The organism is Oxalobacteraceae sp. CFBP 8761, assembly GCA_014841595.1.
GTDB lineage: Bacteria > Pseudomonadota > Gammaproteobacteria > Burkholderiales > Burkholderiaceae_D > Telluria.
In genome coordinates, this window is the sequence record JACYUE010000001.1 from 1936008 (window position 1) to 1961226 (window position 25219).

The following is a 25219-nucleotide window of genomic DNA, read 5'->3' on the forward strand; positions in this document are numbered from 1 at the left end:
TCGCTTTGATTTCAAAAGTTGTCAAACAATTCGACTCTGACCCTAATTGGGATTCAAGAGCTCTGGCGCAAGTTGAAGTTATCCCGGCTTGAATCCGCCGGGATAAAAAAGAAATTGCTCAATAATTCGACTCTGACCCTAATTGTTCAGTATTCGCGGCGGTCGGGGGCGATTTCTTGGAGGATCGTTGTGGCGATTTCTTCGATGGATTTCGTCGTTGACGAGAGCCAGCGGATGCCTTCGCGGCGCATCAGGAGCTCGGCTTCGTTGACTTCGTAGCGGCAGTTTTCGATGGACGCGTATTTGCTGCCCGCGCGGCGTTCGTTGCGGATCTGCGAGAGGCGTTCCGGCGTGATCGTCAGGCCGAACAGCTTGGCCTTGTACGGCGGCAGGTTGCTCGGCAGGCGGCCGCGTTCGAAGTCGTCCGGGATCAATGGGTAGTTGGCGGCCTTCAGGCCGTATTGCATCGCCAGGTACAAACTTGTTGGCGTTTTCCCTGAGCGTGACACCCCGACCAGGATCACATCGGCATCGGCCAGGTTCTTGTGCGACTGGCCGTCATCGTGCGCTAGCGAGAAGTTGATGGCTTCGATGCGGTTCTTGTATTCTTCGCTGTCGACCGCGTTGTGGATGCGGCCAATCGTGTGCGTCGACTTGACGTCCAGTTCTTGCTCGAGCGGCGCGACGAAAGTCTGGAACAGGTCCATGTGCATGCCCTTGGCCGAGCGGATCACGCTCGACAGGTCGTGCTTGACCAGCGTCGAGAACACGATCGGGCGCTGGCCGTGCAACGCGAAACTGTCGTTGATGCGGCGCGCGGCGTCGTGCGCTTTTTCGATGGAGTCGATGAAGGGCAGGCGGATCTGCCGGAAACGCATCTCGAACTGGCTCAGGACCGCGTGACCGAACGTCTCCGCAGTGATGCCGGTGCCATCGGAGACGAAGAACACGGTGCGGGAGGGGGCCGGCGCCAGTGCGGGCAGGGACTGGGGATCGTCGATCATGGTCGGTTTGTTAAGCTTTGCTGACAGAGTTGCATGTAAAGTGCGCTGCACATCCCCGACTTGCGGGGTAGAATGCTCGGCAACGGATTTTGCATTGTGCTGCACGCGGGCGAGAATAACAAGAATACGCGAATCGCGCCCCCGCCTTGCACCGATGCACCCACAGGTTTCCATCATCAAGTAAGGTGTTTTTTATCATGACCAATCCAGCTACTGCAGCGATCCAACCGGGGCAGGCCGACCGCGTCTACGTCGCGTCGTTCGAAGACTTGCGCATGACCGACGTCGAGTCGGTCGGCGGCAAGAACGCGTCCCTCGGCGAAATGATCAGCCAACTGGCAGGCGCCGGCGTGCGCGTGCCGACCGGCTTTGCCACCACGGCCGATGCCTTCCGCGACTTCCTCGATCACAGCATCGACGGCGGCGCGTCGCTCGGCGAGCGCATCGCGCGCCGCCTCGACAACCTCGACATCGACGACGTGCGTTCGCTGGCCGTCGCCGGCGCCGAGATCCGTGAATGGATCGTCGCCACGCCATTCCAGCCGCGTCTCGAACAAGAGATCCGCAACTTCTACGAGCGCCTGTTCGCCGACTCGGAAACCGAAGTCTCGTTCGCCGTGCGTTCGTCGGCCACCGCCGAAGATTTGCCGGATGCGTCGTTCGCCGGCCAGCAGGAGTCGTTCCTGAACGTCGTCGGCATCGACAACGTGCTCGAGGCGATGAAGCACGTCTTCGCCTCGCTGTACAACGACCGCGCGATCTCGTACCGCGTGCACAAAGGCTTCACCCACGCCGAAGTCGCGCTGTCGGCCGGCGTGCAGCGCATGGTGCGCTCGGACACCGGCGCCGCCGGCGTCATGTTCACCATCGACACCGAATCGGGCTTCAAGGACGTCGTCTTCATCACGTCGAGCTACGGCTTGGGCGAGACCGTCGTGCAGGGCGCCGTGAACCCGGACGAATTCTATGTCCACAAGCCGATGCTCGAAATGGGCAAGTCGGCCGTCATCCGCCGCAATATCGGCTCCAAGCTGATCAAGATGGAATTCACCGCCGAAGCCAAGGCCGGCCGCTCGGTCAAGACCGTCGACGTGCCGATCGAAATGCGCAACCGCTATTCGCTGGTCGAAGAAGAAATCATCGAGCTGGCCAAGTACGCTGTCATCATCGAAAACCACTACGGCCGTCCGATGGACATCGAGTGGGGCAAGGATGGCCGCGACGGCAAGCTGTACATCCTGCAGGCGCGTCCAGAGACCGTCAAGTCGCAGCAGAAGTCGACCGATGCGCAGCAGCGCTTCCACCTGAAGGACACGGGCACCGTGCTGACCCACGGCCGCGCGATCGGCCAGAAAATCGGCGCGGGCCGCGTGCGCGTGATTACCGACCCGTCCGAAATGGACCGCGTCCAGCCGGGCGACGTGCTGGTGGCCGACATGACCGATCCGAACTGGGAACCGGTCATGAAGCGCGCCGCAGCGATCGTCACCAACCGTGGCGGCCGTACCTGCCACGCAGCGATCATTGCGCGTGAACTGGGCGTGCCGGCCGTCGTTGGCTGCGGCGACGCGACCGACGTCCTCAAGGATGGCACGCTGGTTACCGTCTCGTGCGCCGAAGGCGACGAAGGCATGATCTACGACGGCCTGCTGGAAACCGAAGTGACCGAAGTCGCGCGTGGCGAACTGCCACCGATCAAGACCAAGATCATGCTTAACGTCGGCAACCCGCAGCTGGCCTTCGACTTCCAGTCGGTACCAAACAGCGGCGTGGGCCTGGCGCGCGTCGAGTTCATCATCAACAACAATATCGGCGTGCACCCGAAGGCGATCCTCGAATACCCGAACATCGACGCCGACCTGAAAAAAGCCGTCGAATCGGTCGCCCGTGGCCATGCATCGCCACGCGCGTTCTATGTCGACAAGCTGGTCGAAGGCGTCTCGACGATCGCTGCCGCGTTCTGGCCAAAGCCGGTCATCGTGCGCCTGTCCGACTTCAAGTCGAACGAGTACAAGAAGCTGATCGGCGGTTCGCGCTACGAGCCGGACGAAGAAAACCCGATGCTGGGCTTCCGCGGCGCGGCGCGTTATCTGGCCGATGATTTCGCCGAATCGTTCGCGATGGAGTGCACGGCCATGAAGCGCGTGCGTAACGAGATGGGCCTGACCAACGTCGAGCTGATGATCCCGTTCGTGCGCACGCTCGGCCAGGCCGAGGCAGTCGTGAACCTGCTCGCCAAGAATGGCCTGGTGCGCGGCGAGAACGGCCTGCGCCTGATCATGATGTGCGAAGTGCCATCCAACGCCATCCTGGCCGAGCAGTTCCTCGAGTTCTTCGACGGCTTCTCGATCGGTTCGAACGACCTGACCCAGCTCACGCTGGGCCTGGACCGCGATTCGGGCATGGAGCTGCTGGCCAAGGACTTCGACGAGCGCGATCCGGCCGTCAAGGCGCTGCTGTCGATGGCGATCAAGGCTTGCCGCGCCAAGGGCAAGTACATCGGCATCTGCGGCCAGGGTCCATCGGACAATCCTGATTTCGCGCAGTGGCTGGTGGAAGAGGGCATCGAGTCGATGTCGCTCAATCCTGACTCGGTGATCGACACCTGGCAAAAGCTGGCGAAGATGTAAGCAAGGGTGGGCACACAGTGCTCGCAAGGCCCCTGCTATCCATTTCGGGTAGCGGGGGTTTTTTTTCACCACAATAAAAAGGAGACACACCATGGCCGACTGGACCTACTGGCTGATCGGGGCCGGGCTACTCATCGTGGCCGAGCTGTTCATCGGGACGTTCTACCTGCTGATGATTGCACTTGGCCTTGTCGCCGGCGCCCTGGCTGCCTGGCTGGGCGCGAGCGGCGCGCTGCAGACGCTCGTTGCGGCGGCAATCGGGATCGCGGCAACGCTGGTCCTGCGCCGCACGCGCTTTGCCCGCAGCGGCCGGCGCCCGGCGGCGAATGACCCGAGCATCAACCTCGACATCGGCCAGCGCGTCAGCGTGCCGCAGTGGCATGGTGGGCGTGCCCGCGTCATGTACCGGGGCGCGCTGTGGGACGTCGAACTGCAGCCCGGCCAGGACGCGCAGCCGGGCGAACACGAAATCGTCGAAGTGCAGGGCAATCGCCTGATCGTGGCGCGCCAGTAGGCCTGCCCCGTTTCAACCAATCCGGATGTAATCCAACTCCAAAGGGAACCCCATGGAATCGACCTTCAGCATCGTTGCACTGATCATCTTCGTCATCGCGCTGGTCTTCGTCTTCAAGACTATCAACGTGGTGCCGCAGCAGAACGCCTGGGTCGTCGAGCGCCTCGGTAAATACCATGCCACGCTGGCGCCGGGCCTGAACATCGTGGTGCCGTTCGTCGACCGCGTCGCCTACAAGCACAGCCTCAAGGAAATCCCGCTCGACGTGCCGCCGCAGGTCTGCATCACGCGCGACAACACGCAGTTGCAGGTCGACGGCATCCTGTACTTTCAGGTCACCGATGCGATGCGCGCGTCGTACGGTTCATCGAACTATCTGCAGGCGATCACGCAACTGGCCCAGACCACGCTGCGCTCGGTGATCGGCAAGATGGAACTGGATAAAACGTTCGAAGAGCGCGACCATATCAACACCCACATCGTCAACGCGATCGATGAATCGGCCGCCAACTGGGGCGTGAAGGTGCTGCGCTATGAAATCAAGGACCTCACGCCACCGGCAGAGATCCTGCATGCGATGCAGGCCCAGATCACGGCCGAACGCGAAAAGCGCGCACTGATTGCGGCGTCGGAAGGCCGACGCCAGGAACAGATCAATATCGCCAGCGGTGAACGTGAGGCGTCGATTGCGCGCTCGGAAGGGGAGAAGCAGGCGGCCATCAACCGCGCGATGGGCGGGGCGACGGCGATTGTCGCGCTGGCCGAAGCCAGCGCGTCGGCGCTGCGGCAGGTGGGCGATGCAATCCAGTCACCGGGCGGGATGGACGCCGTCAGCCTGCGCGTGGCCGAGCATTATGTGGACGCCTTTGCCAACCTGGCCAAGACCAACAATACGCTGATCGTGCCCGCGAATATGGGCGACATCAGCACCGCCATCGCCAGCGCCCTGCAGATCGTCAAGGCGCAGCGATAACGTGCTTTAGAAGCCGACGGTTACTGACACCGCCACGGTGCGCGGCGCCGCCAGCACCAGGTAGCCCGAACCCGGGTAGCCGCCGGCCGAGGCCCAGTAGTTCTTGTCGGCGACGTTGTCGACACGGGCGCGCAGCGTCAGGTCACGGTCCATGAAGCTCGTGCGGTAGGTTGCGCCCAGGTCGACGCGGGTCCACGACGGCAGCTTCTGCGTGTTGGCGCCATCGGCGTACTGGGTCGCCGTGTAGACGGTGCGGGCATTCAGTGCCAGGCCCTGCACACCCGGCACGTCCCAGTCGGCGCCGATGTTCAGCTGCGTTTTTGGCACGCCGATCGCATCCTTGCCCTGGTTGATGCCGCCGGCCGTGACGCGCTGTTCGGCGTCGATCAGCGTCAGGCCACCCAGCACGCGCAGGCCGCGCACCGGATTGCCGAACACCGACAGCTCCAGGCCACGGTTGCGCTGCTCGCCGAACACGCCAAACACGCGGTTCTGCACATAGCCGCTCGGCTGGCTGGTCGAGAACACGGCGGCGCTCAAGCCATAGCGGCCGCTGTCGAACTTGACGCCCGCTTCACGCTGGCGCGATACGTACGGTGCGAAGACCTGGCCCTGGTTGATGATCTCGGTGCCCGAGGCAACCGCGCCGCGCTGCAAGCCTTCGCTGTAGTTGGCGTACACCGACAGGTCCTTGCGCGGCTTGTAGACAACGGCGGCGAACGGGGTATTCTCGCTGGCCTCGTAGGCCGAGTTTTCCAGACCGGTGCCATAGTCGTAGCCGTAGTCCTTGAGGCGCTGGTGGCGCAGGCCCAGATTGACCAGCACCGTGTCGTCCAGCAGCGACAGCGTGTCGGCAATCGCGAGGCTCGACAGGATTGCCTTGGACGTCACGAGTGGATTGCCCATGTCGCCGCCCGTGAAGAACGATGACGATGGCGCTGCCACGTCACGCGGCATGTAGACGTTCGACGCGAAGCCGGCGAAGTCACTGAGGGCATAGGCGTTGCGCGACTCGCTGTGGAAGCCCGAGGCCGAGGCGCTGAGCATGTGCTTGATGAAGCCGGTGCGCAGTGCGCCGCGCACGCCCACTTCGCCAGTGCGGACCTGGTCCTTGCGGATATTGTCGAAGCGGGTCATGGTGCCGTCGCCATTGGCGTTGTTGACCGTGATCGACGACAGAATGTTGTATTCCTGGCCGCTGCGCGCGCCCAGTGCGGCCCAGGCGACGGCGCCGCCAGCCAGGTCGACTTCAGCGCGCACGGTGCCGAAGGTGTGGCGTTCTTCCGAGATGGTCCATGGCTGCGCGAAGTTGCGGTCGGCGCTTGGCGCGGCAATCATCGGGGTGGTCGCGCCCAGCGTCACGCTCGGGCGTGCATTGGTCAGTTCGTGGTCCTGCGCGCCGATGTCGGCCGACAGGCGGAAACCACGGCCGCGGTAATCGACGCCCAGCGAATACACGCTCAGTTCACGGCCTTCGCGATCGACTGCGGTGTCGCCCTTGCGGTGCGCAACGTTGACGCGCACGCCGGCGCGGCCCTCCGGTCCGAAGCGGCGACCCAGGTCGATGGCGCCGTAACCCTGGCCGCCCGTCTCGACGCCAAGCGTGACTTCGCTCAGGTCCTGATTCGGGGCGCGCTTGGGCAGCAGGTTGATCGAGCCGCCGATGCTGCCGCCGGCAGGGGCCGCGCCGTTGATGAAGCTGTGGGCGCCGCGCAGTACTTCGACGCGTTCGACCAGTTCGGTCGCGACGAACTGGCGTGGCAGCAGGCCATACAGGCCGTTGTACGCGGTGTCGTCCGAGCCGACCGCGAAGCCGCGGATCATGTACAGCTCCTGGTAGTTACCAAAGCCGCGCGCCACGCGCACCGACGGATCGTTCTGGACGACGTCGGCGACGCTGCGTGCCTGCTGGTCCTGGATCAGCGCATGCGTGTAGTTGGTGCTGTTGAACGGCGTGTCCATGATGTCGACGTTGCCCAGCAGGCCCAGACGCCCGCCGCGCGCGACCTGGCCGCCCGCATAGACAGCCGGCAGGCCCTGGGCCGATGCGTCGGCCGACGCGCTGATGACGACGGTCGGGACGGCGCTGTCGTCCGTGGCCGGCGCGCCGTCCTGGGCAAATGCGGTACCTGCGACGAGGAGGGCGGCGGCGAATGCGGCCGGGGTCAGGGCGAAACGGCGAGTGTTCATGTGATGCAGTCTGGGTGAATAGGGTAGCGCGCATTCTATCCTCGCGCCTTGCAAATGTAAATGAGAACGATTATTATTCTGGACTCAACGATTTTTGCCATAGGCACGCGCAACCATCATGTCACCCGTCTCCCTGCGCCGCTGGGGCTGGATCCACAAGTGGAGCAGCCTGATCTGCACCATCTTCATGCTGCTGCTGTGCCTGACCGGTCTGCCGCTGATCTACCACCACGAAATCGGCCACTTGCTCGGCACCGAGGTAGAGCCGCCTGTGCTGTCGAGCCCGATGCCGCAGGGGAACGTCGACGCCGTGATCGCGTCGGCGAAAGAGCTGTACCCGACCAAGAAGCCGATGTTCATCTCGCAGGAAGCCGACGTGCCCGAGATCTGGAACGTCACGCTGGCCGACCACATGCACGACCACGACTACAAGCCGATCGCGGTCGATGCGCGTACCACGAAAGTGATCACCGAGCCGGCCTTCGAGGGCGGCGTGTTCATGTCGACGATGCTGGCGTTGCACGTCGACCTGTTCATGGGCTTGCCGGGAATGCTGTTCCTGGGCTTCATGGCCTTGCTGCTGCTGGTGGCCATCGTCAGTGGCGTCGTGCTGTATGCGCCGTTCATGCGCAAGCTCGATTTCGGCACCGTGCGCAAGGAGCGCAGCGCGCGTCTGAAGTGGCTCGACATGCACAATATGCTGGGCATCGTCACGCTGGTCTGGCTGTTCGTCGTCGGCGGCACCGGGATGATCAACACCTGGGCCGACCTGATGTACAAGTACTACCAGAAGAACGAGCTGGCGCAGATCCTCAAGCAATACGAAGGCAAGAAGCCGCTGCCGCATACCGCGTCGGTGCACGATGCGATCGAGACGGCCAAGGCGGCGCTGCCGGGCATGCGCGTGGCCTTCGTCGCCTTCCCGGGCACCGATTTCAGCAGCGAGCATCACTATGGCATCTACATGAATGGCAACGAGGCGTTCAGCTCGCGCATGTACCGGCCGGTGCTGGTCGATGCGAACACGGGCCAGCTGACGGACGCCCCGGTACTGCCGTGGTATCTGAAAGCCCTGCTGGTGTCGCAGCCGCTGCACTTTGGTGACTACGGCGGGCAGGCGATGAAGCTGCTGTGGGCGCTGCTGGATATTGCCACCATCATCCTGCTGGGCACGGGCCTGTACCTGTGGCTCAAGCGCGGCAAGACGGGCAACGCCACCACCAAGGTGGCCGCGCACGCGCACCCGCTCCCCACAACGACGACACTCACCGGAGAACGCTCATGATCCGCACACCATCACAAATCTGGGGCGCGCCGATCGTGCTCGGCATCCTCACCACGATCGGCCTGATCTCGGCGCTGCTGGGCGACGGCATCTGGGACGCCGTCTCGGCCGTCGCACTCGGCATCCCGTGCCTGCTAGGCGTCTGGTTCGGCATGCGCCGTACGCCGGCGCAGCGCAGCGCGCTCTAGGCGCACACCGGCCCAGGCTGTATACTCGGTCCAATGAAGATACCTGGCGCGGCGCCTTGCCCGCCCAGGCATCCGGTCATCATCGAAAGGACCTCATGTTTGCAGCAGTCGACCTCGGGTCCAACAGCTTCCGCCTTCACATCGGCGAGCCCGCCGGTGGCCGCATCCACATCGTGCGCACCGCGCGCAATCCGATCCGCCTGGCGGCCGGTCTCGATGCCGACAATATGCTCAGCGAAGCGGCAATGCGCAGCGCGATCCACTGCCTGCAAGAGTTCCGCAAGATCCTCGACGAATACCAGCTCGACGCCATGCGCGTGGTCGCCACCAACACGATGCGCGTGGCGAAGAACGCCGACCTGCTGCTGCCGCTGGCCGAGAACGCGATCGGGCACCCGATCGACATCATCTCGGGCGAAGAAGAAGGGCGCCTGATCTACATGGGCGTGGCGCGCGCGATCGAGCGCCATGACGAACGGCGCCTGGTGATCGACATCGGCGGCGGCTCGACCGAAGTCATCGCCGGCACCGGGGGCGACATTGGATTGGTCGAATCCTTCGGCATCGGTACCCAGCCGCAAACGCTGGCGTATTTCCCGGATGGCCGCATCACCGAGCACAATTTCGACGCCGCCGTCACGGCCGCGCGCGCGCGCTTTGAAGACGCTGCGTCGCTGTACCACGCCAAGGGCTGGGACACCGCCTACGGCTCGTCGGGCACGATGCGGGCGATTTCCGAAGTCATCTCGCGCAATGCCATCGGCGACGGCACGGTCTCGCAGCACAGCCTGCAGGCACTGCGCGCCATCCTGCTCGACCTGGGTCACGTGGATGCCTTCGTGCTACCGGGCGTCAAGCGCGAGCGCGTACCCGTGATGGTCGGCGGCCTGACGGTGTTGATCGGCGCGATGCAAGAGCTCAAGGTCGAACGGCTTACCGCCATCAATGCGGGCCTGCGCCTGGGCGTGCTGTCCGATCTCGAACTGCGCGCGAACCGGCGCGACCGGCGCGACGCCGCGATCCGCGCCTGCATGGGGCGCTTCCGCGTCGACAGCGGCCGCGCGCTGCGCACCGTGGGCATCGCGACGCAGCTGTTCGAACGCCTGCAGCCGCAGGGCGACACGCACCGGCCGTACCTGGCCTGGGCCGCGATGCTGCACGAAATCGGCCTGGCGATCTCGATGAGCGGCGCGCACAAGCACGGCGCCTACATCGTCGAACACGCTGATCTGGGTGGCTTCACGACGCGCGAGCAGCGCATGCTGTCGACGCTGGTCCTGGGTCAGAAAGGCAATCTGCGCAAGATCCGCGAAACGCTGGTGGAGGCCGATCTGGCCAAGGCCGTGCTGGCGCTGCGCCTGGCGATCGTGCTGATGCATGCACGCGCGGACGACGACATCGCCGGCCTGCGCCTGCGCATGCGCTCACGCATCGACCTGGATCTGCCGGCGGAGCTGATGCGCAAGCACCCGACGCTCGCGCCCTGGCTCGAGAAAGAAGTGCAGGCCTGGGGTGAGGTCGGGGTGCCGTTCCAGGTGCGCCAGGGTTAGCGCAGCTTGCCGATGACATCCGGTCCGGCGACGAGCCGGATGTACGGCATGCCATCGCTGGCCTTGTGCTCGATCCAGAACACGCCGCCCTTGCGGATGCGCCAGTCCTGCTTTTGTCCGCACAATAACAGCGAGGCTACGTCGCCCAGCAGTGGCTGGTGCCCCACGACCAGCACCGGCTGCCGGTGCGCCGGCCAGCCGCAGGCCTCGATGATCGCTTCGGCGCTCGACGCCGTGCTCAATGCTTCCACCACCTTGTAACGCCGTCCCAGCGCATCGGCCGTCTGCACGCAGCGCGTGGCGGGGCTGACGAGGATGCGGCATTCGTGTGGCAGTGTGCGTTCGAGCCACGCACCCATGCGGGCCGCGTGGCGCTGGCCTTTGGGTGTCAGCGCGCGCAGTTCGTCGGGCAGGTCAGGCGTGCCCGGTTCGGCTTCAGCGTGGCGCCAGAGGATCAGTTCCATTGTCGATTTCCTTGTTGGGGGCGCTTTCAGCGCCGAGCATGTCCATCAGCGCCTGCTGCGCGCTGAAGCCAACCTGTTTGCCGCGCGGCCGGCGGCGGCGGTAGCGCCCATCGCTGCCCAGTTCCCACGCATTCACGTTGTCCTTCAGGTAGGGCAGCAAGCCTTCGCGCATGATGCGGCGCTTGAGCAGCGGCGCGCGGATCGGGAATGCCACTTCGACCCGGCGGAACAGATTGCGGTTCATCCAGTCGGCGCTGCTCAGGTACGTATCGTGTTTCAGGTCGTTGCGGAAGTAGTAGATCCGCGTGTGCTCCAGGAAGCGCCCGACGATCGAGCGCACCTTGATGTTCTCGGACAGCCCTTCGACACCCGGGCGCAGCGCGCAGGCGCCGCGGATGATCAGGTCGATCTTCACGCCCACGCACGACGCGTCGTACAGCGCCTTGATCACCGATTCATCGGTCAGTGAATTCATCTTGGCGATGATGCGCCCCGGCTTGCCCTGTTTCGCGAGCTCGGTCTCGTTGCGGATCGCGCGCACGATTTCCTTGTGCAGCGAGAACGGCGCCAGCCAGATGCTGGCCAGCTGCTTGGGCCGCGTCATGCTGGTCAGGTGGATGAACACTTCGTTCACATCCGACGTCAGGTCGTCGTCGGATGTGAGGATGCCGAAGTCGGTATAGAACCTCGCCGTGGTGGGGTTGTAGTTGCCGGTGCCGAGGTGCGCGTAACGGCGCAGGCCACTCGGTTCGCGGCGCAGCACCAGTGCCATCTTGGCGTGCGTTTTCAATCCGACGACGCCATACACGACCTGGGCGCCGGCCTTCTCGAGCTTTTCGGCCCAGTTGATATTGGCCTCTTCGTCGAAGCGCGCCATCAGTTCGACGATGACGGTGACTTCCTTGCCCCGTTCGGCGGCCGTGATCAACGCCTCGACCAGTTCGGAATTGCTGCCCGCCCGGTAGATGGTTTGCTTGATCGCCACCACGTTGGGATCGGCCGCCGCGCACTGGATGAAGTTGATCACCGGCTGGAACGATTCGAACGGGTGGTGCAGCAGCACGTCCTGCTTTCTCAGCGCGGCGAACATGTCGGCGCCTGACAGCTTGCCCGGATAGCCCGACACATACGACGGGAATTTCAGGTCTGGCTGGTCGTGCTGGTTGACGATTTCGAGCAGGCGCCCCAGGTTCACCGGGCCGTCGACGGTGAACAGGCGGCTGCGGTCGATGTGGAACTGGTTCAGCAAGAAATCGGCCAGGTGCGCCGGGCATGAGCGGCCCACCTCAAGGCGCACGGCAAAGCCGTACTGGCGGCCATGCAGCTCGCTTTGCAGCGCCTGGCGCAGGTTTTTCACTTCTTCTTCGTCCACCCACAGGTCGCTGTTGCGCGTGACGCGGAACTGCGAGTACGAGACCACTTCCCGGCCTGTGAACAGATCGGCCATGTGCGACTGGATCACGGATGACAGCAGGCAGTACGAGCTGCCCGGCTTGTCCGACAGGTCGTCCGGCAGGCGGATCACGCGCGGCAGCACGCGTGGCGCCTTCATGATGGCGATGCCCGAGCCGCGGCCGAACGCATCCTTGCCACTGAGTTCAACGATGAAGTTCAGGCTCTTGTTGATCACGCGCGGGAACGGGTGCGCCGGGTCCAGGCCAATGGGCGTGAGCAGCGGGCGCACTTCGCGGTCGAAATACTGCTTGACCCACGCGCGCTGCGCGGGATTACGTTCGCTGCGGTGCAGGAGGTGGATGCCTTGCTCGGACAGCTGCGGCAGGATCTCCTGATTGAACAGCGCGTACTGGCGCGCGATCAGGTGGCGGCACTCGGCGCTCGCGCGTTCGAGGTCGGTGGCCAGGGTCTCGGGCAGCTCGCTGTCGTTGCGGTCGATCTGGTAGGTGGCGAGCAGGCTGGCCACACGCACTTCGAAGAATTCGTCCAGGTTGCTCGCGACGATGCATAAAAAACGCAGGCGCTCGAGCAGTGGTACGGTCGGGTCTTCCGCCTGTGCCAGCACGCGGCGATTGAATTCGAGCAGCGATAGCTCGCGATTCAAATAGGCGCTGCCGTCGGAAAATTGTTTCAAGTCAGCCTCGGTGGCCTTTTTCTTCATATCCATGGTCTGCGGTCGTAGTCGTCCCGCAATCAGTCTAGTTGTCGAATATGACAGCGTGGTGACACTGCTGTCAGGATTGCGTGGTTAACGAACAGCTAAGCATTGACGTTTGATCGACAATTACTATTGACGACTCCACCACCCAATCAGGAGCAGTCTGTGATCAATCTTGTCCGCGCCAACAAAGGTTTTCTGCTGTTTCTGCTGCTGTTCGGCGTATTTCGTACCGCAGTCGCTGATTGGAGCCCGATTCCATCCGGGTCGATGCGGCCCAATCTGCTCGAGGGCGACGTGGTGTTCATCAACCGCCTGGCATACGACCTCAAGATACCACTGACTGAACGGCAAGTGGCGCACCTCGGCGATCCTGTGCGCGGCGACGTGGTCGTGTTTTATTCGCCGCTCGACGGTAAGCGCCTGATCAAGCGTGTGCTGGCGATGCCGGGCGACCTGGTCGAGATGCGCAATGACCGCTTGAGTATCAACGGGGAAGAGGGTGCCTACGCGCTGGTCGGAACCGCACGCGAGCCGGCCGGCGGGCGCGAGGTCGACGCCGTCCGGCTCAGCGAATCCGTGGGCGGTGCGCATCAGCGCGTACAACTGCTTCCTGGCGTACCCGCGCTGCGTGACATTGCGCCGCTGCGCATACCGCCCGGCCAGTATCTGATGCTTGGCGATAACCGCAACAACAGCGCCGATTCGCGCGTGATCGGCCTGGTGCCGCGCGCGAAGCTGCTTGGCCGCGCCGAACGCATCCTTGTTTCTGCCGACTACCAGCACGACTGGATGCCCCGTTTCGAGCGTTTCGGCATGGCGCTGAGCGCCGATTGAAAACAGGGCAGCGGCAGATCGGGAAGACCGAAATCGATTACAATCGCAGCCCTCCAATGCCTGTCATCCGGCCCCATGCATCGTGCATCGCGCACCGTGCAGCGCCGGCAGGTTTTCCGAAAGCGCCGTTCATGCAAAAACTCCTCACCGTCATCCTCGCCTGCCTCGGCATGGTCGGGGCCCTGGCCATCGACACCTACCTGCCGTCGATGCCGGCCATCGGCGCCGAATATGCAGTCGGCCCGGTCGCGGTGCAGCAGACGCTGAGCGTGTTCCTGTTCACGTTTGCGTTCATGATGCTGTTCTACGGGACGCTGTCCGATTCGTTCGGCCGCCGTCCCGTGATCCTGACTGCGCTGACGGTCTACACGCTGGCCTCGATTGGCGCGGCGTGGGCGCCAAGCTTCGGCTGGCTGCTCGTGTTTCGCGCGCTGCAGGGCCTGTCGGCAGGCGCGGGCTCGGTGATCGGCCAGGCCATCGTGCAGGACCGCTTCTCGGGCGCGCAGGCGCAGCGCATGATGTCGCACATCATGATGGTGTTCGGCCTCGCGCCGGCGATCGCGCCGGTCCTGGGTGGCTGGCTGCACGTCACCTTCGGCTGGCGCTCGTCGTTCGTGTTCCTGGCGGTGTTCGGCGCGCTGCTGATCCTCGTGTGCCTGAAGTTCCTGCCCGAAAGCCTGCCGCGTGAAAAGCGCCAGGTCTTCCATCCCGGGACCATCGGCCGCAACTACGTCAAGGTGCTGCGCCATCCGCAGTTCGTGCTGCTCTCGCTGGCGCTGGGCCTCGCGTTTTCGGGCCTGTCGCTGTACATCGGCTCGGCCTCGAATTTCGTGATGGTGATCCTCGGCCTGCCCGAGACGGCGTTTGCCTGGATGTTCATCCCGCTTGTCGGCGGCATGGTGGTCGGCTCGGCCTGGGGCGGCAAACACGCGCACAAAAGCACGCCGACCCGCATGATGTGGCTGGGTTTTGGCGTGATGGCGCTGGGCGCGGCCTTTAACGTCGGCTACAACGCGTTGCTCACCGCCGCCGTGCCGTGGGCCGTGCTGCCGCTGTTCGTCTACACGTTCGGCCTGTCGGTCGCGATGCCGGCGATCCAGATCACGGCGCTGGGCCTGTTCCCTGACAACCGGGGCCTGGCCTCGTCGATGATCGGCTTCATCCAGATGATGTCGTTTGCGCTGGTCTCGGGCCTGGTGGCGCCGCTGCTGTTCCATAGCGCGCTTCACCTCGCGCTGGGCGTGGCAGCCGGGCTTGCGCTGAGCTTTGGCGCGTGGCGCCTGTCGGTCATGATGGCGGTCAAACCTGCCAGCGTCGCGGCCTGAGTGATGGCGGTGCGGCGCTGGCGGGCAGCGGTGGCCGAACCTTTCGGTACCCTGTTCCTGCTGCGCCGCCGCTATTTCGCCGCGAAGTCGCGGGCGCTGTATGCGCGCTATGCGCATGCACTGGTCATCTGCCTTGCCTTGTTTGGCCTTGCGCTGGTCGAGCGGCCCACGCTGCTGGCTGCGCCGATCCTGCACTTCTGGCGTGATCCCGCCGACTGGCGTACCAGCTTGATGTACGTCGCCGGCTGGCTGGCGGCGGTTGCATTGTGGGCACGCGTGCACCGGCCATTCGTGCGCGGCGCTGCGCTTGCGGGGTTTGCCCGCGCGAGCCTGCACGGAGGGCGTGTGGCGCCGGCGCTGGACCTTGCCTTGCTGCTCGTTGCGCTGCAGTGGTGGGCGCTGCCGTTTGCAGTCGCCTTCTGGACTGTGGCCACGAGCCCCGCGTCGCCGCTAGGTGCTGACGGTTTCTTTCCCCTGTATGTTCTTGGGCTGATCGTGTTGACACTCGCCGTGGCGCATGCCGTGGTGTTCAGTGCTGGCCGTGCTCGTGGCGCGCGGCGCACGGGTGCGGGCGGCGTGCTGCGTGTTCCTGCGCTGGTGTTCCTGATGCTGCTGCAGATGCGTAGCTTGTGGCGCGGCCACCTGCACGTGGCGCTGCCACGTATCGGGGCGGCGCTGCTCGTACATGCGGCCAGCTGGTGGATGATCTGCCAGGTGGGCAAGCGCCAGGATGCGGCAGGCTTCATCGCGCTGGCGTGCTCCGTAAGCGCGTATGCGCTCGCCGGCCTGTACTACGCGTTCTGGCGCGCGCGCCAGCCGCTCGAGCCCTACCTGCGCAGCATGCCGTTCAGCGTGGTCAAGATGCTCGCGGCCGAGCACCTGGTCGTGCTGGGCCTGGGCGGCGGCATCAGCATGCTGGTGTGGCTGGGGTATCGCGCCGCGCCGGCGAGCAGCCCGGACCTGCTGCCAATGCTGGCCTGCTCCCTCGGCCTGTCGCTGCTGCTGCTCGCGCTTCTCGGCGCACCGGTGCTGCAGCGGCACCGGTACGGGACCGCCTTCAAGGCTGCGCTCACGTTCGCTGCACTGATTCTGATGGGAGCAACACAATGACGATCTTGTTGGCAGCCGACGGCCTGGGCATGCGCTACGGCGGCCAGGTGGTGTTCGAGGACCTGCACCTGGCCTTTGGCGCAGGCGCCGTGGCGCTGGTGGGACCCAACGGCGCCGGCAAGTCGACCTTGCTGGCGTTGCTGGCCGGCGTCGACGTGCCGCAGGCGGGGCGGGTGCTGGTCTGCGGGCATGACCTGGCGCGCGGGCAGGGCGCACGCGCTGCGCTGGCCTGGGTGCCCGATGCCTCGGTCGCCTACGACTTCATGACCGGCGACGAATTCCTGTGCATGGTGCAGGCGCTGCGTGGCTGCGCCGGGCCGCATCGCGCGCTGCTGGAAGGCTTCGGAATCGCGGCGTATCTTGGCGCGCGCTTTGGCGACATGTCGCTCGGCACGCGCAAGAAGTTCATGCTGGCCGCCGGCCTGATGGGAGACGCGCAGGTCGTGCTGATGGACGAGCCGACCAATGGAATCGATGCCGATGCCCGGGCATTTCTGATCGATCAGATCAAAGCACGGGCGCACCAGCATCTGGTGCTGTTCTCGACCCACGACCGCGACCTGATCGTGCTGACCGGCGCCCGCGTGCTGGCGTTACCGGCACAGGGCGCGTAGAAGGGCTTAGCGCCGGTTGGTCTTCATTGCGGCAGCGACTTCGCGTTTGGCGTCGCGGTCTTTCTCCGTCGAGCGCTTGTCGTGCTGCTTCTTGCCCTTGGCCAGGCCGATCTCGCACTTCACATTGCCTTTCTTGAAGTGCAGGTTGAGCGGCACCAGCGTGTAGCCGGAGCGCTCCACCTTGCCGATCAGCTTATCGATCTCGGCGCGGTGCAGCAGCAGCTTGCGCGAGCGCAGCGCCTCGGGGTGGCTGAAGCTCGACGTGGTCGTCAGTGCGCTGACGTGCGCACCGAACAGGTACAGCTCGTTGTCACGGACGAGCACGTAGGCTTCCTTGATCTGCACCCGGCTTTCGCGGATGGCCTTGACTTCCCAACCCTCCAGCACGAGACCTGCCTCGTAGCGGTCTTCGATGAAGTAGTCAAAAAATGCTTTTTTATTGTCAGCGATGCTCATGAAAAGGCGAAAATTCGCGTGTCGGTTAAACTACTGCTATTGCGCCAACGGTGGCGCCACTTGCAAACGACCCCCATCATAACAAACGGTTGACCAATGGCAGTAGTGCACAAATCAGTTTTCCTTGGCTATAGCGCAGAACAGATGTTCGACCTCGTTGCCAAAGTCGAAGATTATCCGAAGTTTCTTCCCTGGTGCAGTGGCGTGAACATCGTCGAACGCACTGATGACAAGCTCGTCGCGGCTCTGCAAATTAATTTCCATGGCGTCAAGCAGAGCTTCACGACATCGAACCACAACCAGCGCCCGACCCAGATGAAGATGCACCTGGTCGACGGCCCGTTCAAGCTGCTCGAAGCCACCTGGAGCTTCAAGTCGCTGCGCGCCGATGCCTGCAAGATCGAGTTCGACATGCAGTACGAGTTCTCCAGCATGATCCTGGCGCAGATCGTCGGCCCCGTGTTCGGCATGATCGCCAACAGCATGGTCGATTCGTTCTGCAAGCGTGCCGAGGTCGTGTATGGCTGACGTCGCGCCTGCGCCCGCATTGCTGGGCATCTCGGTCAGCTACGCCAGCGACAAGGTCGAGTGGCTGCGCGAGCTGCAGGTCGAACCCGGCACGACGATCGGCATCGCCATCGAGCGCAGTGGCGTGCTGGAAGCCTTCCCGGATATCAATCTGACGACGCAGCCGGTGGGCATCTACGCCAAGAAGAAGACGCTCGACACGGTACTGCGCGAGCGCGACCGCATCGAGATCTACCGGCCGCTCGTGGCTGACCCAAAGGAGTCGCGCCGCAAGCGCGCGGCCAAGCGGGAAGGCGCTAGCGGCAGTCCTGCAGCGCCTGATTGACCTGCGCGGCCCGCGTGGCCCGCTCGGCATCCGTCATATAACTCTTCTGGCCATCCTGGCCGTAGCGCGCGATGCGCGTGCCGGACGCCAGCTGCGCCTGCGTCTCGCGCGCGGCGTTGCAGCGCTCGGCCAGCTGGCGTACACGCTGCGCTTCTTCCTGTGCTTTCAGATTGGACTCGTCACGTGCCTTGGTGCGCGCGCGGTAGGCGGCTTCCTGCTCGGCAAGCGTGGGTTGGCCTTTTGATGGCAGCGGCTTGGCGGCTGGGACGGTGGCCGACCCATCCGCTGGCATGACGGCAGGGGGCGCCGATGCCAGTTCGGGATTGGCGCGGCCTGGTGCCTTGACGATCTTGCTGGCCGGTGTGCCGGGCGGGGGCGGGCGATCGGAATACTGGCGCGTGCCGCCGGGGCCGATCCAGACATACTGGGCGTGCGCGGCCGTGGCGGCAAGGAAGAGCAGGGTGGCGCCGAGGGCGCGGTACGGCATCTGCGACATAGAAATTGCTCCTGAGAATTAACAGATTTCGCCATGCTTCGGTCCGGCTGTCAATCTCAAACCGTACCGCACCAACTAAATTTGGGTCAGGCCGGCGACGGAAATCACGGGTTTCTGTATAATTCGCTTTTGCGCCTATAGGAAATACTATGCGTCTCCTCCAAAAAGCACTCACCTTCGATGACGTGCTGCTCGTCCCGGCCTACTCCAACGTTCTTCCGGCCCAAACTTCCCTGCGCACCAAGCTCACCCGCAATATCACGCTGAACATTCCGCTGCTGTCCGCCGCGATGGATACCGTGACCGAAGCGAACCTGGCGATCGCCATGGCGCAAGAGGGCGGTATCGGTATCATCCACAAGAATCTCCGTCCAGCCGACCAGGCGCGCGAAGTCGCGCGGGTCAAGCGCTTCGAAGCGGGCGTGCTGCGCGATCCGATCACGATTCCACCGACCATGAAGATCCGCGAAGTGCTGGCGCTGTCGCAACAGCACGGCATCAGTGGCTTCCCGGTGGTCGAAGGCAACCAGGTGGTTGGCATCATCACCAACCGCGACCTGCGTTTCGAGGAAGACCTGGAAGCCGAAGCGCGCGCCAAGATGACGCCGCGCGACAAGCTCGTCACGGTCAAGGAAGACGCGGACACGGCCGAAGCCAAGCGCCTGATGAACAAGCACCGTCTCGAGCGCGTGGTCGTCATCAACGATAACTTCGAACTGCGCGGCCTGATCACCGTCAAGGATATCCAGAAGTCGCACGAACACCCGCTGGCCTCGAAAGATTCGCAGGGCAAGCTGCTGGTGGGCGCCGCTGTCGGCGTCGGCGAACGCGATGAAGAGCGCATCGAACTGCTGGTCGCGGCCGGCGTGGACGTGCTGGTGGTCGACACCGCCCACGGTCACTCGCAGGGCATCCTTGACCGCGTACGCTGGATCAAGGACCGTTACCCGCACGTGGATGTCATCGGCGGCAACATCGCCACCGCATCGGCCGCGCTGGCGCTGGTTGAAGCGGGCGCCGATGCGGTCAAGGTCGGCATCGGCCCTGGCTCGATCTGCACCACCCGCATCGTCGCCGGCGTGGGCGTGCCGCAGATCACCGCAATCTCGAACGTCTCCGAAGCACTCGAAGGGACGGGCGTGCCATGCATCGCCGACGGCGGCATCCGCTTCTCGGGCGACATCTCGAAAGCACTGGCTGCAGGCGCGCACACGGTCATGATGGGCAGCATGTTTGCCGGTACCGAAGAAGCACCGGGCGAAGTGATCCTGTACCAGGGTCGCAGCTACAAGTCGTACCGCGGCATGGGCAGCCTGGGCGCGATGGCCGACGGTTCGGCCGACCGTTATTTCCAGGAAGCGTCGAGCAAGGCCGACAAGTTTGTTCCTGAAGGTATCGAAGGCCGCGTGGCCTACAAGGGCAGCGTGCTGGCGATCATCTTCCAGCTGATCGGTGGCGTGCGCCAGTCAATGGGTTACTGCGGTTGCAGCACCATCGAAGAGCTGCGCTCGAAAGCCGAATTCGTCGAGATCACGTCCGCCGGCATGCGCGAATCGCACGTGCACGATGTGCAGATCACGAAAGAAGCGCCGAACTACCGTTCGGAGTAATCGACCTTCGACGCGGCCATTGATGGCCGCGTTTTCTATGGTGGGTGGCAATGCCAGCCACCATACGTTTCGCTCACCACCGACCACATTAAGCTTCCCTATGCATTCGAAAATCCTCATCCTCGATTTCGGTTCCCAGGTCACCCAGCTGATCGCCCGCCGCGTGCGCGATGCCGGCGTCTTCTCCGAAGTCTTCCCCTACGACGTCAGCGACGAGTTCGTCCGCAACTACGGCGCCTCGGGCATTATCCTGTCGGGCAGCCACAATTCGACGCTCGAAGGCGATTCGCCACGCGCGCCGCAGGCCGTGTTCGAAGCCGGCGTGCCGGTGCTGGGCATCTGCTACGGCATGCAGACCATGGCGGCCCAGCTGGGCGGCAAGGTCGAAAACGGCCTGAAGCGTGAGTTCGGCTACGCCGAAGTGCGCGCCCGTGGTCATACGGCGCTGCTCAATGGCATCAACGACTTCGTCACCGACGAAGGCCACGGCATGCTCAAGGTCTGGATGAGCCACGGCGACAAGGTCCTGGACATGCCTGAAGGCTTCAAGCTGATGGGGTCGACCGATAGCTGCCCGATCGCCGCAATGGCCGACGAAGAGCGCCGTTTCTACGCGCTGCAATTCCACCCTGAAGTCACGCACACGACGCAGGGCGAAGCCATCATCGGCCGCTTCGTGCACGAAATCTGCGGTTGCAAGTCGGACTGGAACATGCCGGACTATATCGGTGAAGCCGTCGAGAAGATCCGCGCACAGGTCGGCACCGACGACGTGATCCTGGGCTTGTCGGGCGGCGTCGACTCGAGCGTGGCCGCTGCGCTGATCCACCGTGCGATCGGCGACCAGCTCACCTGCGTGTTCGTTGACCACGGATTGCTCCGCAAGGACGAAGGCAAGATGGTCATGAGCATGTTCGAAAAGAACCTGGGCGTGAAAGTGATTCGCATCGATGCCGAAGACCAGTTCATGGGCCACCTGGCCGGCGTGAACGATCCCGAGCAGAAGCGCAAGATCATCGGCCGCGAGTTCGTTGAAGTGTTCCAGGTCGAAGCGGGCAAGCTGACCAATGCCAAGTGGCTGGCGCAGGGCACGATCTACCCGGACGTCATCGAGTCGGCTGGTAAAGGTAAAAAAGGCCAGACGATCAAGAGCCACCATAACGTGGGCGGCCTGCCAGAGACGCTGAACCTGAAACTGCTCGAGCCGCTGCGCGAACTGTTCAAAGATGAAGTCCGCAAGCTCGGCGTCGCGCTGGGCCTGCCGCACGACATGGTCTATCGTCACCCGTTCCCGGGCCCGGGCCTGGGCGTGCGCATTCTGGGCGAAGTCAAGAAAGAGTTCGCCGACCTGCTGCGTGAAGCCGATGCGATCTTCATCGAAGAGCTGCGCAACACGCCGTTCGAAGTGCCGCACGTGCCGGGCATCGATGCCGGCAAGGCGCCATTGAACTGGTATGAAGCGACCAGCCAGGCGTTTGCCGTGTTCCTGCCAGTGAAATCGGTGGGCGTGATGGGCGATGGCCGCACGTATGAATATGTTGTCGCGCTGCGCGCGGTGCAGACGCTGGATTTCATGACGGCGCAGTGGGCGCATCTGCCGCATGCGTTGATGGGGAAGGTTTCGAATCGCATCATCAATGAGGTACGGGGGATTAATCGCGTTGTCTATGATATTTCGGGGAAGCCGCCTGCGACGATTGAGTGGGAATGACGAGTCGGCTGTAACTAGCTGATTTTGAATAAAAAGTTAAGGCCGTTGATGATCTGGTGTAGATCATCAATGGCCTTAATTATTTGGTGGCATCAGTCGCGACTTGGCCGGTAACGTCGCAGCGAGTCGTGCACATTCGATACGCAAAGCCTCAGGCAAACCAGCACCCCGGACCACGCTGCGCTGCTAGTATCAGTATGTGAAAAATAATATCTCTCCGGTCTCATGATCGAAACCCGACTTCTTCGCCAATTCATCGCCGTCGCCGAGGAATTGCACTTCAACCGCGCTGCGCAACGGCTTCACATGGCGCAGCCACCGTTAAGCCAGGCGATTCGCCGGCTGGAACAGGAGATCGGCGCGCCGCTATTCGAGCGCTCTAATCGCAGCGTCTCGCTCACGCCGGCTGGCGCGGCCTTTCTGGAGTCGGCGAGAGGGGTGCTGCGCCTGCTTGACGAAAGTGTCGAGCAGACCCGGCGTGTGGCGCAGGGCATTGAAGGCCATCTCACTCTGACCTTCATCAACATCGCTCCTTATAGCGCATTGCTGCATGCGCTGCGGCGCTTCCGCTGTGCATTCCCGGCGGTTTCCTTCACGATGCAGGAAGCCACGACGCAAGAGCAGGTCGAATCCCTAGAGCAGGGCCGTGCTGACCTTGGCTTCATGAGACCGCCGGGCAGGACAGCGCCGGGCTTACGATTCGCGTCCATTCTGCGCGAGCCCATCCTGGTGGCCCTGCCTGTCACGCACCGGCTTGCAGGCAGCAAGATCGTCCCGCTGGCAGCGCTTCAGGATGACGCCTTCGTCTCGTCACCCCGACATTTGGGGCAGGGCTTTCATGACCAACTCGTCCAGCTTTGCAAGGCAGCAGGTTTCGTGCCGCGCATTGTCCAGCAGGCGCGGCAACTCGAAACGCTGGTGGCCCTCGTCGGCGGTGGCTTTGGTGTGGCTCTGCTGCCGGCCTCATTGGCACAGCATGGGCGTGAGGACGTGGCGTTCCGGCCAATTGAAGTGGATGCGCCGGACGGATTACGGCATGTGGAATTGTGGATGGCATGGAGCGAGCATGCTCCCAGCGTGATTCGGGACAGACTGATCGCCGAGGTGCGTGACACTTCGGCATCAGCGCGTCCAATTGAGACTATTTAGATCTTGTTTAAGTACAAATAATATATTTTACGAACGGCGGCAACCGTTCCATCATCGTGATTTCAGATTCAGGGAGATTCACGATGACACATCTGACAGATGAAATTTTTAAAGGCAAAGTCGCTATCGTCACCGGCGCCGCGCGCGGGCTTGGGCGGGCCTATACGCAGGCGCTGCTTGACCGTGGCGCGTGTGTAGTTGCTAGCGACCTCGGCACCGATCGGGCTGGCGAGGGCGCCAATGAGGACTTGATGGCCCAGGCGGCGCGCACCTTGCGGGCCGACGACGGGCGATTGATCGCACACAATGGGCGGCTGGATCATGAGGCTGGCTGCAAGCAACTCGTGGAACTGACCATCGCGCAATTCGGTGCGCTCGATATTCTGATCCACAACGCCGGGTGGGTAAATTATCAATACATTGAGGACCAGCAAGACGATTCCCTCGAGCGCGCCATTGGCATCAACGTGCGTGCGCCAGTCTGGTTGAGCAAGCATGCCTGGGCGCACCTCAAGCGGTCTTCATCGGCGCGGGTTGTGCTGACTACGTCCGACCGCGCCATGTACCAGCGGTACGCGCAGCCGGGCCTGGCGGCCTACGCCGCCGGGAAGATGGCCCAGGTGGGCATCATGAATGCATTGAGCATGGAAGGCGCACCGCATGGCATTCTGGTCAATGCGGTCTCTCCTGTTGCCAAGACCCGCATGTGGGGGATCACGCAGCCACCCGAGGATCTCCTGCCGGAGAGTGTGGCCCCTGGCGTGCTGTATCTGGCCAGCCCGCTGTGCCAGGACACGGGCGTCATCCTGCGCGCCAGCAACGGTCAGTTCACCGCGACGCGCTTTTGCGAAAACCATGGGGTCATTTACCCCGAGAACCTGGCGCGGGTCGCATGCGCAAGCATGGAAGACATCGCCCGGAACTGGCCGTGCATCAAGGAGTTCAGCGATGCGTGACGATCATGGTTTGCGCAAGATCGCCCATATCCGCGCCGATCTTGGCGAAAGTCCCGTGTGGGATGCGCGCAAGGGGCTTTTGTACTTCGTCGATATCTCCGGGGGCAAGATTAACATGCTGCTTCCGCAAGGACAGGTGGAGACGATATATACATCGGCGATGCGTATCGGTGCGCTGGCACTGACCGATAAAGGCAATCTGATCTTCACTGAAGATGCCTCCTCCAGGATGTTCGATGTGGAGGCTGGCGAGGTGTGCAGGCACACTCCCGCCGTCCATGACGGGGCAAGCTATCGTTTCAACGATGGCGCCTGTGATCCGCAGGGACGGTTTGTCACCGGCTTCATGGACGAGGGGCCGAGCGGCAAGAGCGGCGCGCTGTACCGCTACGACAGCGCGCTGAATGCTCAAGTGATTCATCGGGGATTGGCACTGCCCAATGGGCTTGCCTGGTCAGAAGATGGGCGCACGCTGTTCTTCGTCGATTCCGTTGCCCGCTCGATCTTTCGGGCAGCGTATTCAGCCGAGGGCGTACTTGGGCCAGTGACGTTGTTCGTCGCGACGCCGGCCGAACTGGGGCGTCCCGATGGCATTGCCCTGGATCAGGCTGGAGGAGTATGGGTCTGTCAGTTCAACGGCGGATGCCTGCTGCGCTACGACCGCTACGGGCACTTGACCGATCGCGTTGCCATGCCGGTGCCGCGTCCCACCAGTTGCTGCTTCGGCGGTGACGGTTTGGGGACGCTGTTCATCACCACAGCACGTTTTGCCATGACGGCCTCGGAACTGGACGAGTATCCGGGCGCCGGGGACTTGTACACCATTCGTCCCGAGGTCGCTGGCAGTCCGCGGCACTTGTTCAGGGAGTGAAGCGGAGTCGCTGGATGATGGTCTGCCGAGAATCTGGATCGAGGAGGCAGATCTCCAATAAACGTAACTAACCAACTTAAGACACGCCAAAAACATAAAACTTCTGAGCCAACAATTATAGTAAGACATCAGTTAATCAACCAGGCTTGCAGGCGAGGGGGGGGGCCGCCGATGACTAACTTCACAGGGCGCTGGCGCTATGCGGCGCGCCGTCAGAAACGGACCGGTTGCCTGGAGTTCGACCTTCGCGGACAGCACGCACGTGCGCGACGCAGCAAACACTTGGTAACCGCTGTCCGGATCGCTTCCCCCGACTGTCG

23 protein-coding genes are annotated in these 25219 nt (G+C 63.4%); 17 read left to right on the plus strand and 6 right to left on the minus strand.

The genetic code is table 11. The features are described from left to right. Positions 1–146: 146 nt before the first annotated feature. The gene (locus tag IFU00_08555) at positions 147–1004 is read right to left on the minus strand and encodes a kinase/pyrophosphorylase (protein ID MBD8542329.1); all 858 of its coding nucleotides are present in this window, start codon (positions 1002–1004) and stop codon (positions 147–149) included. Positions 1005–1201: 197 nt separating this feature from the next. Between IFU00_08555 and ppsA the strand changes: the two genes are divergently transcribed. The 3 genes from ppsA (at position 1202) to IFU00_08570 (ending at position 5121) form a co-directional block, all read left to right on the plus strand. Further along, on the plus strand, positions 1202–3634 hold the full coding sequence (gene ppsA / locus IFU00_08560) for a phosphoenolpyruvate synthase (GenBank protein ID MBD8542330.1): 2433 nt from the start codon (positions 1202–1204) through the stop codon (positions 3632–3634). A 91-nt stretch (positions 3635–3725) separates the two neighbouring features. Next, the gene (locus IFU00_08565; protein ID MBD8542331.1) at positions 3726–4148 is read left to right on the plus strand and encodes an NfeD family protein; all 423 of its coding nucleotides are present in this window, start codon (positions 3726–3728) and stop codon (positions 4146–4148) included. Between the two features lie 52 nt (positions 4149–4200). Next, positions 4201–5121, plus strand: a complete 921-nt coding sequence (locus IFU00_08570; protein ID MBD8542332.1) for a paraslipin — start codon at positions 4201–4203, stop codon at positions 5119–5121. 6 nt (positions 5122–5127) lie between these two features. On the opposite strand, the gene IFU00_08575 is transcribed toward IFU00_08570, so the two are convergent. Beyond that, positions 5128–7311: a TonB-dependent receptor gene (locus IFU00_08575; GenBank protein MBD8542333.1), complete on the minus strand. Its 2184-nt coding sequence runs from the start codon at positions 7309–7311 to the stop codon at positions 5128–5130. Between the two features lie 118 nt (positions 7312–7429). Between IFU00_08575 and IFU00_08580 the strand changes: the two genes are divergently transcribed. The 3 genes from IFU00_08580 (at position 7430) to IFU00_08590 (ending at position 10334) form a co-directional block, all read left to right on the plus strand. After that, a complete protein-coding gene (locus IFU00_08580) occupies positions 7430–8596 on the plus strand; it encodes a PepSY domain-containing protein (GenBank protein ID MBD8542334.1) in 1167 nt (388 codons plus the stop codon). Beyond that, positions 8593–8784, plus strand: a complete 192-nt coding sequence (locus IFU00_08585; GenBank protein MBD8542335.1) for a hypothetical protein — start codon at positions 8593–8595, stop codon at positions 8782–8784. Before IFU00_08580 ends, IFU00_08585 begins: the two co-directional genes overlap by 4 nt. 95 nt (positions 8785–8879) lie before the next feature. Continuing rightward, positions 8880–10334: a Ppx/GppA family phosphatase gene (locus tag IFU00_08590; GenBank protein ID MBD8542336.1), complete on the plus strand. Its 1455-nt coding sequence runs from the start codon at positions 8880–8882 to the stop codon at positions 10332–10334. On the opposite strand, the gene IFU00_08595 is transcribed toward IFU00_08590, so the two are convergent. Beyond that, a complete protein-coding gene (locus tag IFU00_08595) occupies positions 10331–10798 on the minus strand; it encodes a histidine phosphatase family protein (GenBank protein MBD8542337.1) in 468 nt (155 codons plus the stop codon). The genes IFU00_08590 and IFU00_08595 overlap by 4 nt on opposite strands. Beyond that, positions 10770–12920 (minus strand): polyphosphate kinase 1, encoded by a 2151-nt coding sequence (gene ppk1 / locus IFU00_08600; GenBank protein ID MBD8542338.1) that lies wholly within the window; start codon positions 12918–12920, stop codon positions 10770–10772. The genes IFU00_08595 and ppk1 overlap by 29 nt, the downstream gene beginning before the upstream one ends. 156 nt (positions 12921–13076) lie before the next feature. Between ppk1 and lepB the strand changes: the two genes are divergently transcribed. The 4 genes from lepB to IFU00_08620 all read left to right on the plus strand — a co-directional run bounded on the left by lepB (position 13077) and on the right by IFU00_08620 (position 16797). Next, positions 13077–13748: a signal peptidase I gene (lepB, locus tag IFU00_08605; protein ID MBD8542339.1), complete on the plus strand. Its 672-nt coding sequence runs from the start codon at positions 13077–13079 to the stop codon at positions 13746–13748. A 131-nt stretch (positions 13749–13879) separates the two neighbouring features. Continuing rightward, positions 13880–15073, plus strand: coding sequence for a multidrug effflux MFS transporter (locus IFU00_08610; protein ID MBD8542340.1), 1194 nt, complete (start codon positions 13880–13882; stop codon positions 15071–15073). A 30-nt stretch (positions 15074–15103) separates the two neighbouring features. Continuing rightward, entirely contained in the window at positions 15104–16183 is a 1080-nt protein-coding gene (locus tag IFU00_08615) for a hypothetical protein (GenBank protein ID MBD8542341.1), read from the plus strand. Further along, complete coding sequence (locus IFU00_08620) at positions 16180–16797, plus strand: ABC transporter ATP-binding protein (protein ID MBD8542342.1); 618 nt, start codon at positions 16180–16182, stop codon at positions 16795–16797. Before IFU00_08615 ends, IFU00_08620 begins: the two co-directional genes overlap by 4 nt. Positions 16798–16803: 6 nt before the next feature. Here the strand turns inward: IFU00_08620 and smpB are convergent, their stop codons facing one another. Beyond that, positions 16804–17253, minus strand: coding sequence for an SsrA-binding protein SmpB (smpB, locus tag IFU00_08625; GenBank protein ID MBD8542343.1), 450 nt, complete (start codon positions 17251–17253; stop codon positions 16804–16806). 96 nt (positions 17254–17349) lie between these two features. Between smpB and IFU00_08630 the strand changes: the two genes are divergently transcribed. After that, positions 17350–17781, plus strand: a complete 432-nt coding sequence (locus tag IFU00_08630) for a type II toxin-antitoxin system RatA family toxin (GenBank protein ID MBD8542344.1) — start codon at positions 17350–17352, stop codon at positions 17779–17781. After that, positions 17774–18106, plus strand: a complete 333-nt coding sequence (locus IFU00_08635; protein ID MBD8542345.1) for an RnfH family protein — start codon at positions 17774–17776, stop codon at positions 18104–18106. Before IFU00_08630 ends, IFU00_08635 begins: the two co-directional genes overlap by 8 nt. On the opposite strand, the gene IFU00_08640 is transcribed toward IFU00_08635, so the two are convergent. Next, positions 18078–18602 (minus strand): DUF4124 domain-containing protein, encoded by a 525-nt coding sequence (locus tag IFU00_08640; GenBank protein ID MBD8542346.1) that lies wholly within the window; start codon positions 18600–18602, stop codon positions 18078–18080. The two genes, IFU00_08635 and IFU00_08640, sit on opposite strands and share 29 nt — an antisense overlap. Before the next feature lie 149 nt (positions 18603–18751). On the opposite strand from IFU00_08640, the gene guaB reads away from it, so the two are divergent. The 5 genes from guaB (at position 18752) to IFU00_08665 (ending at position 24899) form a co-directional block, all read left to right on the plus strand. Beyond that, positions 18752–20212, plus strand: coding sequence for an IMP dehydrogenase (gene guaB / locus IFU00_08645; protein MBD8542347.1), 1461 nt, complete (start codon positions 18752–18754; stop codon positions 20210–20212). Positions 20213–20312: 100 nt separating this feature from the next. Continuing rightward, positions 20313–21923 carry a glutamine-hydrolyzing GMP synthase gene (guaA, locus tag IFU00_08650; GenBank protein ID MBD8542348.1) on the plus strand — a complete coding sequence of 537 codons (1611 nt, stop codon included), beginning with the start codon at positions 20313–20315 and terminating at the stop codon, positions 21921–21923. A gap of 225 nt (positions 21924–22148) precedes the next feature. Next, complete coding sequence (locus tag IFU00_08655; protein MBD8542349.1) at positions 22149–23072, plus strand: LysR family transcriptional regulator; 924 nt, start codon at positions 22149–22151, stop codon at positions 23070–23072. An 83-nt stretch (positions 23073–23155) separates the two neighbouring features. Continuing rightward, positions 23156–24028, plus strand: a complete 873-nt coding sequence (locus IFU00_08660) for an SDR family NAD(P)-dependent oxidoreductase (GenBank protein MBD8542350.1) — start codon at positions 23156–23158, stop codon at positions 24026–24028. Continuing rightward, positions 24021–24899, plus strand: a complete 879-nt coding sequence (locus IFU00_08665) for an SMP-30/gluconolactonase/LRE family protein (protein ID MBD8542351.1) — start codon at positions 24021–24023, stop codon at positions 24897–24899. The genes IFU00_08660 and IFU00_08665 overlap by 8 nt, the downstream gene beginning before the upstream one ends. Positions 24900–25219: the final 320 nt, after the last annotated feature.

What these genes read in the sequence shown, in the direction of transcription:
- IFU00_08555 (MBD8542329.1), bottom strand. Translation starts at nt 1,004, where the DNA reads ATGATCGACGATCCCCAGTCCCTGCCCGCACTGGCGCCGGCCCCCTCC.
- ppsA (MBD8542330.1), top strand. Translation starts at nt 1,202, where the DNA reads ATGACCAATCCAGCTACTGCAGCGATCCAACCGGGGCAGGCCGACCGC.
- IFU00_08565 (MBD8542331.1), top strand. Translation starts at nt 3,726, where the DNA reads ATGGCCGACTGGACCTACTGGCTGATCGGGGCCGGGCTACTCATCGTG.
- IFU00_08570 (MBD8542332.1), top strand. Translation starts at nt 4,201, where the DNA reads ATGGAATCGACCTTCAGCATCGTTGCACTGATCATCTTCGTCATCGCG.
- IFU00_08575 (MBD8542333.1), bottom strand. Translation starts at nt 7,311, where the DNA reads ATGAACACTCGCCGTTTCGCCCTGACCCCGGCCGCATTCGCCGCCGCC.
- IFU00_08580 (MBD8542334.1), top strand. Translation starts at nt 7,430, where the DNA reads ATGTCACCCGTCTCCCTGCGCCGCTGGGGCTGGATCCACAAGTGGAGC.
- IFU00_08585 (MBD8542335.1), top strand. Translation starts at nt 8,593, where the DNA reads ATGATCCGCACACCATCACAAATCTGGGGCGCGCCGATCGTGCTCGGC.
- IFU00_08590 (MBD8542336.1), top strand. Translation starts at nt 8,880, where the DNA reads ATGTTTGCAGCAGTCGACCTCGGGTCCAACAGCTTCCGCCTTCACATC.
- IFU00_08595 (MBD8542337.1), bottom strand. Translation starts at nt 10,798, where the DNA reads ATGGAACTGATCCTCTGGCGCCACGCTGAAGCCGAACCGGGCACGCCT.
- ppk1 (MBD8542338.1), bottom strand. Translation starts at nt 12,920, where the DNA reads ATGGATATGAAGAAAAAGGCCACCGAGGCTGACTTGAAACAATTTTCC.
- IFU00_08610 (MBD8542340.1), top strand. Translation starts at nt 13,880, where the DNA reads ATGCAAAAACTCCTCACCGTCATCCTCGCCTGCCTCGGCATGGTCGGG.
- IFU00_08620 (MBD8542342.1), top strand. Translation starts at nt 16,180, where the DNA reads ATGACGATCTTGTTGGCAGCCGACGGCCTGGGCATGCGCTACGGCGGC.
- smpB (MBD8542343.1), bottom strand. Translation starts at nt 17,253, where the DNA reads ATGAGCATCGCTGACAATAAAAAAGCATTTTTTGACTACTTCATCGAA.
- IFU00_08630 (MBD8542344.1), top strand. Translation starts at nt 17,350, where the DNA reads ATGGCAGTAGTGCACAAATCAGTTTTCCTTGGCTATAGCGCAGAACAG.
- IFU00_08635 (MBD8542345.1), top strand. Translation starts at nt 17,774, where the DNA reads ATGGCTGACGTCGCGCCTGCGCCCGCATTGCTGGGCATCTCGGTCAGC.
- IFU00_08640 (MBD8542346.1), bottom strand. Translation starts at nt 18,602, where the DNA reads ATGTCGCAGATGCCGTACCGCGCCCTCGGCGCCACCCTGCTCTTCCTT.
- guaB (MBD8542347.1), top strand. Translation starts at nt 18,752, where the DNA reads ATGCGTCTCCTCCAAAAAGCACTCACCTTCGATGACGTGCTGCTCGTC.
- guaA (MBD8542348.1), top strand. Translation starts at nt 20,313, where the DNA reads ATGCATTCGAAAATCCTCATCCTCGATTTCGGTTCCCAGGTCACCCAG.
- IFU00_08655 (MBD8542349.1), top strand. Translation starts at nt 22,149, where the DNA reads ATGATCGAAACCCGACTTCTTCGCCAATTCATCGCCGTCGCCGAGGAA.
- IFU00_08660 (MBD8542350.1), top strand. Translation starts at nt 23,156, where the DNA reads ATGACACATCTGACAGATGAAATTTTTAAAGGCAAAGTCGCTATCGTC.
- IFU00_08665 (MBD8542351.1), top strand. Translation starts at nt 24,021, where the DNA reads ATGCGTGACGATCATGGTTTGCGCAAGATCGCCCATATCCGCGCCGAT.